The sequence below is a fragment of the Clavibacter sp. B3I6 genome, from assembly GCF_030816895.1.
In the GTDB taxonomy this organism is placed as follows: Bacteria; Actinomycetota; Actinomycetes; order Actinomycetales; family Microbacteriaceae; genus Clavibacter.
On the sequence record NZ_JAUSYL010000001.1, the window covers coordinates 2,162,706 to 2,176,814 of the forward strand.

General features: G+C 73.1%; 18 protein-coding genes. 7 read left to right on the forward strand and 11 right to left on the reverse strand.

What is annotated here, in order from left to right; translation table 11 throughout:
• Positions 1-17 precede the first annotated feature (17 nt).
• The 3 genes from QFZ62_RS10345 to QFZ62_RS10355 form a co-directional block, all read right to left on the reverse strand.
• Positions 18-932 (reverse strand): LamG domain-containing protein, encoded by a 915-nt coding sequence (locus QFZ62_RS10345; protein WP_307505205.1) that lies wholly within the window; start codon positions 930-932, stop codon positions 18-20.
• A complete protein-coding gene (locus QFZ62_RS10350) occupies positions 929-1,903 on the reverse strand; it encodes a S26 family signal peptidase (protein ID WP_307505208.1) in 975 nt (324 codons plus the stop codon). Before QFZ62_RS10350 ends, QFZ62_RS10345 begins: the two co-directional genes overlap by 4 nt.
• Before the next feature lie 85 nt (positions 1,904-1,988).
• Positions 1,989-2,651: a hypothetical protein gene (locus QFZ62_RS10355; RefSeq protein ID WP_307505210.1), complete on the reverse strand. Its 663-nt coding sequence runs from the start codon at positions 2,649-2,651 to the stop codon at positions 1,989-1,991.
• Between the two features lie 229 nt (positions 2,652-2,880).
• Here QFZ62_RS10355 and QFZ62_RS10360 point away from each other — a divergent pair, with 229 nt between their 5' ends.
• Entirely contained in the window at positions 2,881-3,393 is a 513-nt protein-coding gene (locus tag QFZ62_RS10360; RefSeq protein ID WP_307505213.1) for a MarR family winged helix-turn-helix transcriptional regulator, read from the forward strand.
• Positions 3,390-3,809 (forward strand): NUDIX domain-containing protein, encoded by a 420-nt coding sequence (locus tag QFZ62_RS10365; RefSeq protein WP_307505216.1) that lies wholly within the window; start codon positions 3,390-3,392, stop codon positions 3,807-3,809. Before QFZ62_RS10360 ends, QFZ62_RS10365 begins: the two co-directional genes overlap by 4 nt.
• A 4-nt stretch (positions 3,810-3,813) precedes the next feature.
• Here the strand turns inward: QFZ62_RS10365 and QFZ62_RS10370 are convergent, their stop codons facing one another.
• Positions 3,814-4,566 carry a phosphotransferase gene (locus tag QFZ62_RS10370; protein ID WP_307505219.1) on the reverse strand — a complete coding sequence of 251 codons (753 nt, stop codon included), beginning with the start codon at positions 4,564-4,566 and terminating at the stop codon, positions 3,814-3,816.
• Positions 4,567-4,637: 71 nt separating this feature from the next.
• Here QFZ62_RS10370 and QFZ62_RS10375 point away from each other — a divergent pair, with 71 nt between their 5' ends.
• On the forward strand, positions 4,638-6,023 hold the full coding sequence (locus QFZ62_RS10375; protein ID WP_307505223.1) for an MFS transporter: 1,386 nt from the start codon (positions 4,638-4,640) through the stop codon (positions 6,021-6,023).
• 46 nt (positions 6,024-6,069) lie between these two features.
• On the opposite strand, the gene pcp is transcribed toward QFZ62_RS10375, so the two are convergent.
• Positions 6,070-6,711: a pyroglutamyl-peptidase I gene (pcp, locus tag QFZ62_RS10380; protein WP_307505226.1), complete on the reverse strand. Its 642-nt coding sequence runs from the start codon at positions 6,709-6,711 to the stop codon at positions 6,070-6,072.
• A 264-nt stretch (positions 6,712-6,975) separates the two neighbouring features.
• Here pcp and QFZ62_RS10385 point away from each other — a divergent pair, with 264 nt between their 5' ends.
• The 3 genes from QFZ62_RS10385 (at position 6,976) to QFZ62_RS10395 (ending at position 8,768) form a co-directional block, all read left to right on the forward strand.
• Positions 6,976-7,263, forward strand: a complete 288-nt coding sequence (locus tag QFZ62_RS10385; RefSeq protein WP_307505229.1) for a hypothetical protein — start codon at positions 6,976-6,978, stop codon at positions 7,261-7,263.
• Positions 7,264-7,271: 8 nt separating this feature from the next.
• Positions 7,272-7,550 (forward strand): hypothetical protein, encoded by a 279-nt coding sequence (locus QFZ62_RS10390; protein ID WP_307505232.1) that lies wholly within the window; start codon positions 7,272-7,274, stop codon positions 7,548-7,550.
• A 273-nt stretch (positions 7,551-7,823) separates the two neighbouring features.
• Complete coding sequence (locus QFZ62_RS10395; RefSeq protein WP_307505235.1) at positions 7,824-8,768, forward strand: cation-transporting ATPase; 945 nt, start codon at positions 7,824-7,826, stop codon at positions 8,766-8,768.
• Between the two features lie 4 nt (positions 8,769-8,772).
• Here the strand turns inward: QFZ62_RS10395 and QFZ62_RS10400 are convergent, their stop codons facing one another.
• Positions 8,773-9,705 carry an AraC family transcriptional regulator gene (locus QFZ62_RS10400; RefSeq protein WP_307505240.1) on the reverse strand — a complete coding sequence of 311 codons (933 nt, stop codon included), beginning with the start codon at positions 9,703-9,705 and terminating at the stop codon, positions 8,773-8,775.
• 169 nt (positions 9,706-9,874) lie between these two features.
• Between QFZ62_RS10400 and QFZ62_RS10405 the strand changes: the two genes are divergently transcribed.
• Positions 9,875-10,231 (forward strand): putative quinol monooxygenase, encoded by a 357-nt coding sequence (locus QFZ62_RS10405; RefSeq protein WP_307505243.1) that lies wholly within the window; start codon positions 9,875-9,877, stop codon positions 10,229-10,231.
• A gap of 120 nt (positions 10,232-10,351) precedes the next feature.
• Here the strand turns inward: QFZ62_RS10405 and QFZ62_RS10410 are convergent, their stop codons facing one another.
• From QFZ62_RS10410 to QFZ62_RS10430, 5 genes are all read right to left on the reverse strand, one after another.
• Positions 10,352-10,921 (reverse strand): GNAT family N-acetyltransferase, encoded by a 570-nt coding sequence (locus QFZ62_RS10410; protein ID WP_307505246.1) that lies wholly within the window; start codon positions 10,919-10,921, stop codon positions 10,352-10,354.
• 77 nt (positions 10,922-10,998) lie between these two features.
• Positions 10,999-11,739, reverse strand: coding sequence for an alpha/beta fold hydrolase (locus QFZ62_RS10415; RefSeq protein ID WP_307505249.1), 741 nt, complete (start codon positions 11,737-11,739; stop codon positions 10,999-11,001).
• Positions 11,740-11,836: 97 nt separating this feature from the next.
• On the reverse strand, positions 11,837-12,325 hold the full coding sequence (locus tag QFZ62_RS10420) for a GNAT family N-acetyltransferase (RefSeq protein ID WP_307505252.1): 489 nt from the start codon (positions 12,323-12,325) through the stop codon (positions 11,837-11,839).
• Between the two features lie 78 nt (positions 12,326-12,403).
• Positions 12,404-13,591 (reverse strand): hypothetical protein, encoded by a 1,188-nt coding sequence (locus QFZ62_RS10425; protein WP_307505255.1) that lies wholly within the window; start codon positions 13,589-13,591, stop codon positions 12,404-12,406.
• A gap of 88 nt (positions 13,592-13,679) precedes the next feature.
• Entirely contained in the window at positions 13,680-14,069 is a 390-nt protein-coding gene (locus QFZ62_RS10430; protein ID WP_307505257.1) for a tautomerase family protein, read from the reverse strand.
• Positions 14,070-14,109: the final 40 nt, after the last annotated feature.

The following is a 14,109-nucleotide window of genomic DNA, read 5'->3' on the forward strand; positions in this document are numbered from 1 at the left end:
ACCGGCCGCGGACGGGGTCAGCGACCTGCGGTGTAGTGGTTCTGCACCTGCGCGGCGGTGAGCGCCGTCCGGTACACCGCGGCGAAGCGCATGCTGCCCGTGAAGTAGGCGTTGCCCGCGTTGGGCCAGCCCGACGTGTTGTCGTAGCCGATCCGCCAGTAGCCGGTGAAGCTCTCCGCCGTGGAAGCGGTGCTGCCGGCGACGCGGGCGCCGTCGAGGTACAGCGTCATGCCGGTGGTGGGCGACATGGTGGAGACCGCGTGGTGCCAGGCACCGTCCGCGACGTTCACGTTCGCGCCGGTCGTGATGGTCTGGTACCCGCCGGAGTAGGTGCCGAACACGAGCTGGCCCGTGCTGGAGACGTAGGTGTGGCGGTCGTAGGACGACGACGATCCCGTCGCGGAGTTGCCGAAGCCGATGAGCTTCCCGCCCTTCACCGAGGTGCGGAACCACACCTCGGTGCTGAAGGTCGCGAGGCCCTGCTGCTGCAGCGCGTTGGTGAGGGAGCTCGTGCTGCCGTTGAGCGCGTAGGCGCCGCCGGCGTCGCGCGGGCAGGCCTGGGGGGTGGTCGTCGTGCTCGTCATGCTCCCGCGGTACGTGCCGGGGTAGGTGCCGGAGGCGGCGTCCCGCGCCGTGGTGGATCCGCCCGCCTCGTTCAGCGGGTACGCGAACAGGGCGCTGGCCCGGTCGGCGGCGAAGGCGCTGGTGCAGGTGAAGGACGCTGCGGACGAGGCGGCGCTGTTGTTCGAGTTGGTGATGGACGCCGTGTACGCGCCGTTCGTCCCCGGAGCGAGGAGCAGGACGGCGCCGAGTGCCACGGCCGAGACCGACGCGGAGATGCCGGCGCGGCGGGACGCGCGACGCGGGGTCGCCGGCGGCGCGCTGGCATCGACACCGAGGCGGCGGCCGAGGAGGCGGGCGACGACGCTCATGCGCGGCGCTCCTCGCCGGACGGGAGGCCCACGACCAGCGTGTAGAGGAGGGGGACGGCGCAGACGCCGAAGAAGACGACCCAGCCCCAGACCGGCAGGTCGAGCACGGAGGTGATGTCGTGGAACTGCCCGGTCGCGCCCACGGGGGCGGTGACGCTGCCGACCTCGCCGGCCGCCAGGGTCACGTGCGTGCCGCCCTCGACCGCGACGCGGATGGGGAGGAGGCCGGTGTTCACGATGCTGGCCCGGACGTCGGAGCCGCGGGTGACGGCCTCGAGGACGACCAGCGCGACGAACGGCTTCAGCAGGAACACGGTGAGGGCCGCGACGAGCGAGCCGCCGAGCATGCGCATCGAGGCGCGGTGCGTGGGCGATCCGATGAGGCGGGTGAGGATCGTGACGATCACGAGGCCGGCGACGAACAGCGGCAGCCCCCGGGCGAGCCAGCCGAAGCCGGGGAGGATCGTGGTCGCCTCGCCGAGGAGGTGGGCCTGGTCGGTCTTCCACGGGTCGGTGGCGCCGTTGATGTCGCCCCGCGTGGTGAGCCCGTCGGCGCCGACGCCGATGACGCGGTGCGTGTAGGTCTCGTCGGGGGTCGTGGAGGGGTGGAACGTGACGACGTCGCCGACCTCGACGTCCTCGACGAGGACGGGGGTGGTGAGCAGCAGCGCGCCCACCGGGGCCGTGGTGCCCATCGAGGGGGTCTGGACGACGAACCAGCGGCCGCCCGAGGCCTGGAAGAGGAGGGTCGCGGCGACCATCAGCGCGAGCAGGACCGTGGCGGTCCACATCACGACGGTGCGTCGCCGGAAGGAGCGGGAGGTGCGCGCGGCGCGGCGAGCCGCGCCGCGCGCCGGGAGGACGGGGGCGGTCGTGGTGAGGTGCACGTCCTCCGCGACGGCATCCAGCTCGAGGTCGAGCTCGAGCGCGTCGATCGCCGTGGCGACGTCGCGGTCCTGGATGTCGGTCATGATGCACCTCCCGTGTCAGTGGGTCCGGATGGGACGAGAGCGGGGCCGCCGTGCGGCGGCCCCGCGGTGGTCGTGCGGGGTAGGACTAGGAGGCGAAGGACCAGGTGAGGGGCAGCGAGGCGCCGAGGCCCTGGTACGTGTTGCCGGCCGAGTTGTCGAGGGTGACCGCGAAGGTGAAGTCGCTGCTGGCGCCGGCGGCGAGGGCGGTCAGGGTCTTGGCGGGCGAGCCGGCGAGGGTCGCGGCGGTGCCGGTGAAGACGTTGACGCCGCCCGAGGTGATGACGACGTTCAGCTTGGAGCAGAAGTCGGTCGCGGTGCCGTTGACGGTGCCGTTCTTGGTCTGCGCGCACACGGCGCCGGGGGTGAGGGTGAAGGTCGCGGCCTTGGAGGTGCCGACGTTCTTGATGTTGACGACGCTCGTGACGGTCTGGCCGGGGATCATCGTGGTCGAGCCGCCGAACTTGTTGATGGTGGAGCAGGTCGCGGCGTTGGCGTCGACGCCGGTCGCGGTGCTCGTGCTGAGGCAGGTCACGGTCGGGGCGCCGTTGGCGCCGGCCTGCGACTCCTGCATGACGAGCGAGCCGGAGGCCGCGGTGTTGGTGTCGTTGGTGATCGAGGCGACGAAGCCCGACAGCGTGCCCGACATCGAGACGGAGAGGAGGACGGCGGCCGCGACGCCGGTCGCGATCGCGAGGGGGGCGAAGCGGACGCGGCGGGTCTTGGCGGCGGGGGCGATGTGGTTCGACATGGTGTGGCTCCGGGTGTGAGTGGGGAGGAGGGGACTGGGTGAGCCCCCGGAGGAGAAGACCGGTGACTCGCTTTGCAAGTAACTCGAATGTACAGCTACTCGGGATCCGTGCGACCCCCCACTGCGGGGGCCAACCCCTTCGCTCCGGGGACGGGAGCGCGCACGGGCGGGATACAGTCTCTGGACCGCCCACGGACCCTGCCCGGTCCACGACACAGGACACCCGACGATGACCCCGGAGAGACACGCTCCCCGCCGCGACGACGCCGCCGCCGTGGAGGAGCTCGCGAACGCGCTGCACATGATCGAGACCGCGCAACGGCACCTGCGCACGCGCATCGCGCAGGACATCGGCGTGAACGTCACCGACCTGACCGTCATCGGCGTCGTCGGGGACCTCGGCCGCATGACCCCGAAGCACCTCGCCTCCGAGATCTCCATGGGCACGGGCGCGGTGACCGCCGTGATCGACCGGCTCGTCGGCGCCGGCCACCTCGGTCGCGTGCCCAACCCCCGGGACCGCCGCAGCGTCTTCCTCGAGCTCACCGACGCCGGCCGGAGGACGCTCGCGCGCATGACCGACGACTACCGGGAGGCGGCCGCCGTCGCGCTCCGGGCGTCCCCCGCGCTCGGCACGGAGGAGACGGCGGAGGACATCGCGCGCGCCGCCGTCGCCATGACCGCGCACACCATCGACGGGCCGGACGCGGGCCCCTCCCCCTCCGCGGGCGCGCGCGCGTGACGGACGGCGACGCCCTGCCCGCGGGCTGCCAGGCGGTGCTCGTCGACGCGACCGGGCGGATCCTCCTGCAGCTCCGCGACGACATCCCCGCCATCCCCTTCCCCGGCATGTGGGCGATCCCCGGCGGGATGCTGGAGCCGCCCGAGACGCCGCTCGCGTGCATCGTGCGGGAGGTCGCGGAGGAGCTGGGTGTCGAGATGGCGCCGGCCGACGTCACGCACCTCATGACGCGCACGCGCTCCTACGGCGTCGAGCACACCTTCACCGCGCGGCTCGACGTGCCGGCGGAGGAGATCCGGCTCACGGAGGGGCAGCGCGTGGCGTGGTTCCCGGTCGCCGAGGCCGTCGGGATGGACCTGGCGTACGAGGACGCGGACGTGCTGCGGGAGATCGCCGAGCGGATCGCGCGCGGCTGAGGGCTCAGGCGTCGCGCTCGGCGTCGCGCTCGGCGTCGAGGATCCCGCGGAGGAACGCGGCGTCGTCCCGGTAGTGCGCGGCGTCGTCCCGCAGGTGCGGCGCGTCGAGCTCGTCGGCCTTCGCGTCGGAGACGCCCGCGAGGTCGTGCAGGCGGAGGATGGCGACGCGGAGGACGTCGGTCCACGTCGCGGCGGATCCGTACGCGTCGAGCAGCAGCGCGACGCGGCGCCGGGCGTCGTCCGTGCCGGGCGCGCCGGCCGGGGTCGTGCCCGTGAGCGGGACCGCGCGCGTGGCCAGGTACGCGATGTCCCCGAGGCGGGGGCCGGGCGAGCACATGTCCACGTCGATCACGCCCGTGAGGCGGCCGTCGGCGAAGACGAGGTTGTGCGGCGCGAAGTCGTTGTGGCACACCACCTCGGCGGGCACCCTCGTCGGCGACTGCCAGACCGCGCCGTCGAGCGCGAAGCCGACGCTCGCGTCGTGCAGCTCGCGGAGGCGACGGCCGGCCTGCACGAGCACGTCGTCCGCCCAGATCCAGGCGGGCAGCGGGTAGACGGGCACGTCGCCGGGGAGGAAGGACAGGCGCTCGCGCCCGCCCTCGACGCCGAGCGGCTCGGGGATCCCCTCCACGCCGGCGAGCGCGAGGTGCCGCAGGTACCGGTGCACGGTGGGGGTCCACGGCCCGGCGTCGCGGAGGACGGTGTCGCCCTCGCGGACGACGCGGTTCATGTTGCCGCCGGCGAGGGGTCCGTCCATCCGGCCAGCGTAGGGCGGGGCGGTCGGCCGCACGACCCCGGCGCGACACGCCCACCCGCTAGGTTGCGACCATGAGCACCGCCGCGCCCGGACGCATCGACGAGCCCGCCGCCCCTCCCCGCCGACGCGTCGCTGCGTGGGCGCTGTGGGACTGGGGATCCGCCGCCTTCAACGCGGTCGTCACCACCTTCGTCTTCAGCACGTACCTCGCCAGCAGCCTGTTCGTGGACCCCGCGATCGTCGAGGCGGCGGGCGACGACACCCGGAACCCCGCGCTGGTCGCCGCGAAGGCCGAGACCTCGGGGGTCATCTCGCTCGCGCTGACCATCGCGGGCCTCCTCATCGCGGTGCTCGCGCCCGTGCTCGGGCAGCGGTCGGACGGATCCGGCCGCCGCCGCCTCTGGCTCGGGATCAACACGGGCGTCGTCGTGCTCGCGATGCTCGGGATGGTGCTCGTCGAGCCCGTGCCCTCCGTCCTCTGGATCGGCGCTGCGCTGCTCGCCGCCGGCAACGTCTTCTTCGAGTTCGCGAGCGTCAACTACAACGCGATGCTCGTGCAGGTCAGCACGCCGCGCACGGTCGGGCGCGTCTCCGGCCTCGGCTGGGGCATGGGCTACGTGGGCGGGATCGTGCTGCTGGCGCTGCTGCTCGCGCTGTTCCTCTTCGACTTCGGCACGGCCGGCGCATCCGGCCTCCTCGGGCTGCCGTCGGGCGCGGAGGGCGGCGCGCTCGACGTCCGCATCGCGATCCTCGTGGCCGCGATCTGGTTCGCCGTGTTCGCGATCCCGGTGCTCGTGGGCGTGCCCGAGATCCCGGCGGCGCCGGGGCGGAAGCGGCAGGGCGCGCTCGAGTCGTACCGGATCCTGTTCCGCCGCATCGCGGAGCTCTGGCGCGAGTCGCCCCGCGTGATCGTGTTCCTGCTCGCGAGCGCCGTGTTCCGCGACGGGCTCGCGGCCGTGTTCACGTTCGGCGCGATCATCGCGGCCCAGGTCTTCGGCTTCTCGACCACGGAGGTGCTGCTGTTCGGCGTCGCGGCCAACGTGGTCGCCGGGATCGGCACCTTCGCGGCCGGCTGGTTCGACGACCGGTTCGGCGCGAAGCCCGTCATCCTCGTGTCGCTCGCGTGCCTGGTGGTCGGCGGATCCGCGGTGCTCCTCGTCGGCGACGCCAAGGCCGGCTTCTGGGCGACGGGCCTCTTCCTCTGCCTGTTCGTGGGGCCGGTGCAGTCGTCGAGCCGCACGTTCCTCGCGCGCATCTCCCCCGTCGGCCGCGAGGGCGAAATGTTCGGCCTGTACACGACCACGGGCCGCGCGGTGAGCTTCCTCGCGCCGGGCCTGTTCGGCATCGCGGTGGCCATCACGGGCGACACGCGCTACGGGATCATCGGCATCGTGATCGTGCTGCTCGCGGGGCTCGTGCTGATGACGCGGGTGCGCGGGGCGGACGCGCGGGCCTGATCCGGTCGCGGACCCGACGCCGCCGCGGGCCTGATCCCGCCGCGGGTCAGTCGAGCGACCCGCCGCCCACCTTCACGTCGGTCGCGTTCTGGAGCGTCGCCCGCACCACGGCCGTGAGGGCCGTCGCGATCTGGTCCATGCGCATGTAGGGGCGGTCGGTGCCGATCGCCTCCTCCGTGGAGTACGGGATGTGGACGAAGCCGCCGCGGGTGCCCGGGCGCTCGCGCAGCTCGTGCATCAGCAGGTAGAAGACGTGGTTGCAGGTGTAGGTGCCGGCGGTCTGCGAGACGACCGCGGGGATGCCCTTCGTGCGCACCGCCGAGACGGCCGCCTTGATCGGCAGGGTGCTGAAGTAGGCCGCCGGACCGCCGTCGACCACCGGCTCGTCGATGGGCTGGAAGCCCGTGTTGTCCGGGATGCGGGCGTCGTCGACGTTGATGGCGATGCGCTCGACCTCGAGCGTCTCGATGCCGCCGGCGAGGCCCACGGAGATCACGACGTCGGGATCCACCTCGGCGAGCGCCGCCCGCAGCGCGTCGTCGACCTTCGCGAAGTCGACGGGGAGCTGGCGCACCTGGATCTCCGCGTCGCCGTCCCAGCGGTCGCGCACCTCCTGCACGGCCGTCCACGAGGGGTTGCTGGTGTCGCCGTCGAAGGGCTCGAATCCGGTGAGGAGGACGGTGGGCATGCGGGGACTCCTGTCGTGCGCGGGGAGGGGGCGTCCCCACGCTACGCCCCCGTGCGAGGCGGATCCGCGCAGGGGGATGCGGCGGCGCGGGATCAGCCACCTCGCCGACGACCGGGCCCGCGCGGGCGCGCGCGTGACGGCGCGCCGACCCGGGCATCCGGCCCTCGATGGGCCGGCTCCTCCACGGAACGGGACCCGACGGCGTCCACCCCCGGGCGGGTGCATCCTCCCCGCGGGCGGCCGCCCGGCCGCTACCGTCGGGGCATGATCTCCTCCCCCGGCGCCAGCATCGGCATCGCCCTCTACATCCTCGTGATCCTCGCGCTCGTGGCCCTGGGGGTGCTCGCGCTCGTGGTGCTCATCCGCCTGGCGCTCACCGCCCGGCGCGCGCTGCTCGTCACGACCGAGCTGCAGGAGGCGCGGCTCGAGCTCATCCGCGAGCAGACCGCGCGGCTCCAGGCGGACGACGGCGACGGCGAGGCTGACGGCGGCCCGTACGCGCCCGGCGGCGGCACCGACGGTCCCGTCGGCCCGGTCGGCCCGGTCGCGTGAGCCTGCGCATGAGCATGGACCGCGCGAACGCGACCATCCTGGCGCCCAGCTTCTACGACCTCGTCTGGTCGATCCCGCTGCTCCTCGGCACCGTCCTGGTGGCCCTCGTGGCGGTCGCGCTCGTCGTCCTGGTGCGGGTCGCGCTGGTGGGCCGACGCGCGCTGGCCGCGACCGCCGTGCTCGACGAGGCCCGCCTCGAGCTGGTGCGCGAGCGCACGGCGCGGCTGCGCGCGGGGCTGCGCGACGACGTCGCCGGTGACGACGGGGTCGGGGGCCCGGCCGCCTGAGGGGTCCGGTGCGGGTCCGCGGGCCGCGGGATCCGACAGGTCGCGTCGAGGTCCTCCGCGACGCGCGAGGACCTCGTCGCGCCGATGCCGGCGTGCTCGGGCGGGGGATGACGAGCCCGACACCGGCGAGGTGCGGGACCGCTCCTTCAGCCGACGAGGGGATCCTCGACCGGACGCCGCCACCGCATGACGCGCGGATCGCGGGCCACGCGGACGCTGGCGCAGGACGCGCGCCCCGGGTTCCACACAGCACCGCACAGCAGGATGATGCGCATGCCTGACTTCCGCCGTCTCCTCGGTGCTGCCGCGAAAGCGCTCGGCGACCACTCCTCTTCCTCCTCCAGCCAGGACCGGCAGCAGCCCTCGCGCGGCGGTGAGACCGACTGGCGCAGCGTCGTCCGGTCCGCGGCGGACAAGCTCACGGGGGACGAGCGCACTCCGCGCGATCAGGTGGGTGGCCCCCGGACCGGGCAGGTCCACGGGCAGCGGGACGCCGGACACCCGGACCCGCAGCAGTACGGCCAGCAGCAGTACGGCCAGGGCCAGGCCGGCCCCCAGCAGTACGGCCAGCGCCAGGCCGCCCAGGTGACCGAGGCCGACCGCATCGCGCTCGGCAAGTACGACTACCTCCTCCGCACGGCGGAACCGGAGCAGCTCGAGCAGGTGCACCGGGACGCCTTCGAGCGCCTCACCCCCGCGCAGCGCGAGCTCGTCCTCGCACGTCTGACCGAGGAGCTCCCCGCCCATGAGCGGCCCCGCAGCGGCAGCGCCGCCGACCTCGCCCGCGCGGCCACCCGAGGGCAGACCAGCCGACCCGGCCTCATGCAGAGGGTGCTCGGCGGCCATGGGACGTCGAACCGAGGGAGCCGCAACGGTGCCGCCATGTTCGCGGGCGGTGCGGCTGCGGGGGCGGGCGTGGCGGCGATCGGGGGCGTGGCGGTGGCGGTCGCATCCGGCGCCGCGATCAGCGCCGTGGCCGGTCCGCTCCTGTCGGGGGCGATGGCGGACGGGATCGACTTCGCCGGCCTCACGGAGGGCTTCGGGCTCGAGGGCCTCCCCGACCTCGGTGGGCTGTCCGAGGGCGTGGACGGCATCGCGCAGGGCGGTGAGGAGTACCTCACCGGCATCGGCGACCAGGTCGGCGGCATCGGCGACCAGGTCGGCGGGCTCGGCGAGGGCTTCCAGATCCCGGGGCTGGGCGACTTCTTCGACCGCTAGCCCGTCAGGCCAGCCGCTCGCTCGCGCGGGACTCCGTCCGGTACCGCCCGGGCGGGACCGATCGCTCGCGACGGAAGGCCCGGCTGAAGGCGTAGACGGAGGTGTAGCCGACATCCGCGGCGATCACCTCGAGTGCATCGTCGGTGTCGCGGAGCCGACGCGCGGCGAGGTCCATCCGCCAGCGGGTGAGGTAGTCGCCCGGCGTGGTGCCGGCGAACGCGTGGAAGCGGCGCACCAGCGTCTGCTTGGACGTCGCGACCTCGCGGGCGAGAGCCTCGGTCGTCCACGGATGACCCGGGGCCTCATGGATCCGCGTGACGGCCCGCATCAGGAGCGGGTCGCGGAGGACGCCCCACCACGAGGCGCCGGCGTCCGGGGAGGAGGCGAGCCAGGTGCGCAGGATCTCCACGAGGAGGACGTCGACGAGACGATCGAGGACCAGATGGGTCGCGAGGCCGGGACGGGCCAGCTCCCGCGCCAGGAGCCGGACGATGTCGGCGAGGCTCCCGTCCAGCTGCTGCGCCCGGAAGTGGATCACGGGCGGGAGCAGGGCGAGGACGGGCGTGGATCCTGCGGGGTCGTGGGAGTACGACGCGCCGAGGATCTGCGTCTGAGCCTCCCCGTCCCCCAGGCGCAGCAGACCACCGTGACGGCGCGCGTCGTCGGCGGCCTCCACGTCGCACGAGTGGATCTCGACCTCGGGCGCGCTGGAGAGGGAGTGGGCGGCGCCGGTCGCGAGGATGACGACGTCGCCGGCCGTCATGAGCCGAGGGGCATCGCCGTCGACGGTCAGGTAGGCGATGCCGGCCGTGACCGCGTAGACGACGGCGTCCCGATCGCGGACCCATTCGACGCCCCAGTCGCCGCCCGCCGCGATCCGGGCGCCGGCGCTCCCCCGCACGCCGGAGACGTCGAGCACGTGCGAGAGGACGTCCATGCGGCGAATCTACGGTGATGCGCCGCAGAGCACCAGGACGGCACGTTCGATGGTCCTCCCGGACATGGATCCGGCTGTCTCGGTCATTGAGCGCACCAGCAAGCGCTCCTAGCGTTGTCATCGTCCGGGCGCCCGCCCAGGACCGCAGCGACACGAAGGAAGCAGCCCCATGAGCACGACCGATGACACCGTCCCCGACGGCTTGATGCCCGCCGACGTCCTGGCCTCGATCACCCCGGTGGCCGTCTACGGGTTCGCCCGCGCCCAGGCCGGCAAGGAGCGGGAGCTCGAGGACGCCATCCGCGCGATCATCCCGGCGGTGCGCGCCGAGCAGGGCTACGAGCAGTACACGGTCCACACCGCGAAGGAGCAGCCCGGGGCGTTCGCGTTCTACGAGCGCTGGTCATCGGGGGCGGACATCGCGCGCCACGTGCAGCAGCCGCACATGCAGGACTACTTCGGCAAGCTGGCGGACCTCGTCGAGGGCGACCTCGAGGCCGAATGGCTGTGGCCCCTCGGCGACTGACCGCGCAGGCGCGCGCCGCGGGCCGGCTCCCTGCCGGCCCGCGGCCCCGCCCTCGGGTGCCGGGCTGCCCGAGGACGCGTCTCGATGCGGACAGCCCTCCGGCCGGTCATCCCGTACGGATCAGAGGGGCGTCCCGGGCCGCTCGCTCGCGAGGAGGGCGTAGCCGTCGAGAGTGGTCCACTCGCCCTTGAACCAGTCGGCGTCGACCTGCCGCGACTCCTGTCGGAACCCCAGCCGCCCCAGCAGCCGCGCCACCGACTCGTTGCGCGCGTCGCAGGAGGCCACCACCCGGTGCGCGCGCTCCTGCTCGAACACCAGGTCCAGCAGCGCACCCAGCGCTTCGGAGGCGATCCCTCGACCCTGCGACGAGCGGGCCAGGGTGACGCCGACCTCGCAGGTGCCGGGCTGATCCTCGAGCACGTGCAGCGCGAGGTCTCCGAGGAGCCCACCCGAGGCGGTCTCGCGGACGGCGAGCTGCAGCCAACCGCCGGGCGATGGGAGACGCCCGTCGGGCTGACCGGCGACCAGGCGCTCCGCGTCCGCTCGCGAGAAGGCGGTCCCCCACGACTGGTAACGCGCCACCTCCGGATCACGGCGGTACCCGGTGAAGGCATCGACATCACGACGCGCGAGCGGCTCGATGGTGAGGCGTGCGGTCATGGCGGCCACGTGGTCGTGCGGCGAGGGCATGCCTCGAGGCTAGCGAAGGCCGGAGCGCGAGCTCGGTCGTGTCCCGTCAGGCGATCCCCCATCGGAACGCGATGAGCTCATCGAGAGGTGGACACCGCGTGCGCGAGGAGCCACTCCTCCGCGTCGGGCCAGGCCATGGCGAGGTCGGCGCTGAGGGCTTCGTGATCCATGCCCGGGTACTGCTTCCAGGTGATCCCCCGACGGGTGAGACCGTCGGCGAGTTCCGCGTGGGGCATGACCATCTCGACCGCGTCGACGTCCTGATCTCCCCAGAAGCAGTAGAGCGGGCAGGGCGACCGGTCGACGAGCGCGTCGGGCGGGAGCGTGGCGAGCCGTTCGTAGAAGGCGGCGCCGGCACGCAGATCGAATCGCATGCTCAGCTCCGACCAGAGGTCCTCGTCCTCCTCCATCTCCGCCATCTGCTCGTCGACGTCGCGGGACGTGATGCCGTAGTCACCCAGCAGGGGGAATCCGCCGGAGGCGACGGCGGTGACTGCGTCGTGCTCGGCGAGCTCGAGGGCGAGCCACGGGCCGAACGCACCGGTGAAGGAGTACCCGAACACCGCGAAGGACTCGTGTCCCAGGTGCGTCATCACCGCGAGCATGTCGCTCGCCCAGACGTGCGGGTCGTAGGGGGCACCCGGGCGCGAGCTGGTGCCGTAGTCGCGCGGTGTGGCGACCACGAGGGTGAAGTGCTCGGCCATCAGCGCTTCGACCTCGGGTGTCCAGGAGTAGTTGCACTCGGGGGCCAGGAGCGCAGGACCGGTGCCGGACGTCCGGTAGGCGAGCGCTGCGCCGTCGACTTCCAGATGGGTCATGCGGCAACGATAGGTGCACGAAGAGGACCGGTCCTGTCTCAGGCGACGCGTCTCCCCGCCCCTCCGGCCCGCCGCGGGCTCGGCCGTGGGCCTGCGCTCAGCTGCCCGCCGACAGGGCGCGCGCGTACAGGATGCGTGATCCGTCGCGACCGGTCTCCCGAAGGCCGGCCTTCGCGAGCACCCGCTGCGACGGCACGTTGGACACCTCGGTGTCAGCGGCGGCGATCCTCGCTCCATGCTGTGCCGCGAAGCTCAGGGCGACCTGCACGGCTTCGGTCGCCAGCCCCTGGTTCCGGGCACCGGCGACGAGGCCGTAGCCGAACTCGATCCGTCCCTCCTCGTCGGGCGGTCCGAAGAAGCCGAGGCCTCCTACTGCGCGGCCGTCGGATGAGCGCCTGATGACGTACATGGTGAAGATCGGGTCGGGATCCGTCGACGCTGCCAGTCCGCGCAGCGGGTCGAGCTCGTCAGCGAGCGGGTACTCCGCGTCCCAGTCGTCCCCCGCCTCCTCGGCGCGATCGACGATGCGTCGGGCGAGCTCCGGTGTGATCCGGTCGAGCGTGACGCGCGCTCCGGACAGTCCCATGGGGCGAGCATGTCAGGGTGTCGGCCGGACAGCCAGGAAGAGCGTCCGGGTGGCGGTCCCTCCCGGACCACCCGCTCCTCACCGCAGGGACGGACTCGGCCCGATCCTCCGGCGCGTCACGACCCGGTCGAGGACCGCCTCCACGTCGGCGAGCGCGAGCTCCGCGCCGGCGGCCCCGGTCGGGATCGTCGCCGTCGGGCGCTTGATGCTGACGCTGAGCCCGCGTCCCGTGAACCGCACGACCGATGAGGCCCTCTCGGCGCTGAAGTCGAATACGCAGCGCACCTCGTCGACGTCCACCGTCTTCCACCACCCCCGCCACGCAGGCGACTCCAGCAGGTCGCCTATGCGCTCCCTCTCCTCCTCGTACTCCTCGGGGACGTCGTCGAAGTCGTAGATGGCGCTCCCCCACATGACGTCGACGTGATCAGCCGGCCTCTCCGCGAAGCGGAAGCCGATCGCCGTCGCCGGGCCGGTCGGCTCGATGGGCAGCGGATCCGCGTGCCCGCCGCGCACGCCGACGGCACCCGCGACGACGTCGAACGCGAAGCTCCCCCGGTCGCCCAGGATGATCCCGGGGACCGAGATCCCCTCCACGGTCGTGCTCGACGTCCACCGCAGGCTCCGCGCCGCACGGTCGAACGACCAGTACGAGGACCCGCCGACCATCTCGTCCGACAGCCGCGACGACCGCTCTCCCCGCAGCTCCTCCACCTCCACCCGCAGCCGGAGGAACCCGTCGTCGCGGAGGACACCGACCAGCCGCATGCGGCGGGATCGGCTGCGGTCCTGCTTCCACGGGCCGTGTCGCGGGACCTCGTAGTCGTCGCGTCGGGCGGCGTCGGCCGCGCGGTCCACGGCGGCAGGGTCGCCGCCGCGGCGCGCCACCAGCCGCTTCAGCGTCTCCCGCCACATGAGCAGCACCAGCGCGTCCCGCTCGCGGACGTCGAGGTCGTGGAACCCCGCCGGCACGTGGACGTGCGCGATGTCCTCGCCGCCGGCCATGTGGTCCGAGACCTCGACCTCCAGGTCGCCGCTCGCGGAGGGCAGGCCGGGCATGAGGCGGATGCTCGCGAACGGCATCGTGATGCCCTCCTCCGCGAGGCGCTCACCGAGGAGCTCGGTGACCTTCCTCGACCCCCGCAGGAGCGCATCCACGTCGAGGACCGGTCCGTACGTGTCGTCGTCCAGGTCCGACGGGTACCACCGATGGTCCGGCCATCCGGTGTCCGGCCAGAAGTGCACATCCCGCAGCGTCGGCGCCATCTGCCGATCATGGCAGCGCTGGGCGCCGCATCACCGCCCAGCGGAGTGCGGTGAGGGATGCCTCCCCGGGCAGATCCGCAGGTGCTGCCTAGACGTCCACCGTGTACCCGAGCGCGAGATCCTCGGCGTCCACACCGCGGATGCCCCAGTTCACCCGCGGCGTCTCCGTGATCGTGATCTCCACGCTGTGCGGCGCGATCCCGACCTCGGACGCGATGCGCGCGAAGAGCTCCCGGATCAGCGCGCGCTTGGCCGCCTCGGTCCGCCCCTCGAAGATCGAGATCTCGATGATCGTGTAGTCATCCCCTCGATCCGCGGGGTGGACGAAGTCCGCCGGCGCGAGGCCGATGAAGCGATGGAAGCGCTTCTCGGCCGGGTACTCGAGGGCGACCATCACCGCGCCGTGGATCGCGTCCGACAGCGCCTGCCGCCGCGCATCCAGGGAAGCCCGATGTCCGTACACGATCACCTGGGCCATCACGCCACGCTACCGGGCGTTGAGCGCATGGGGGGTGACG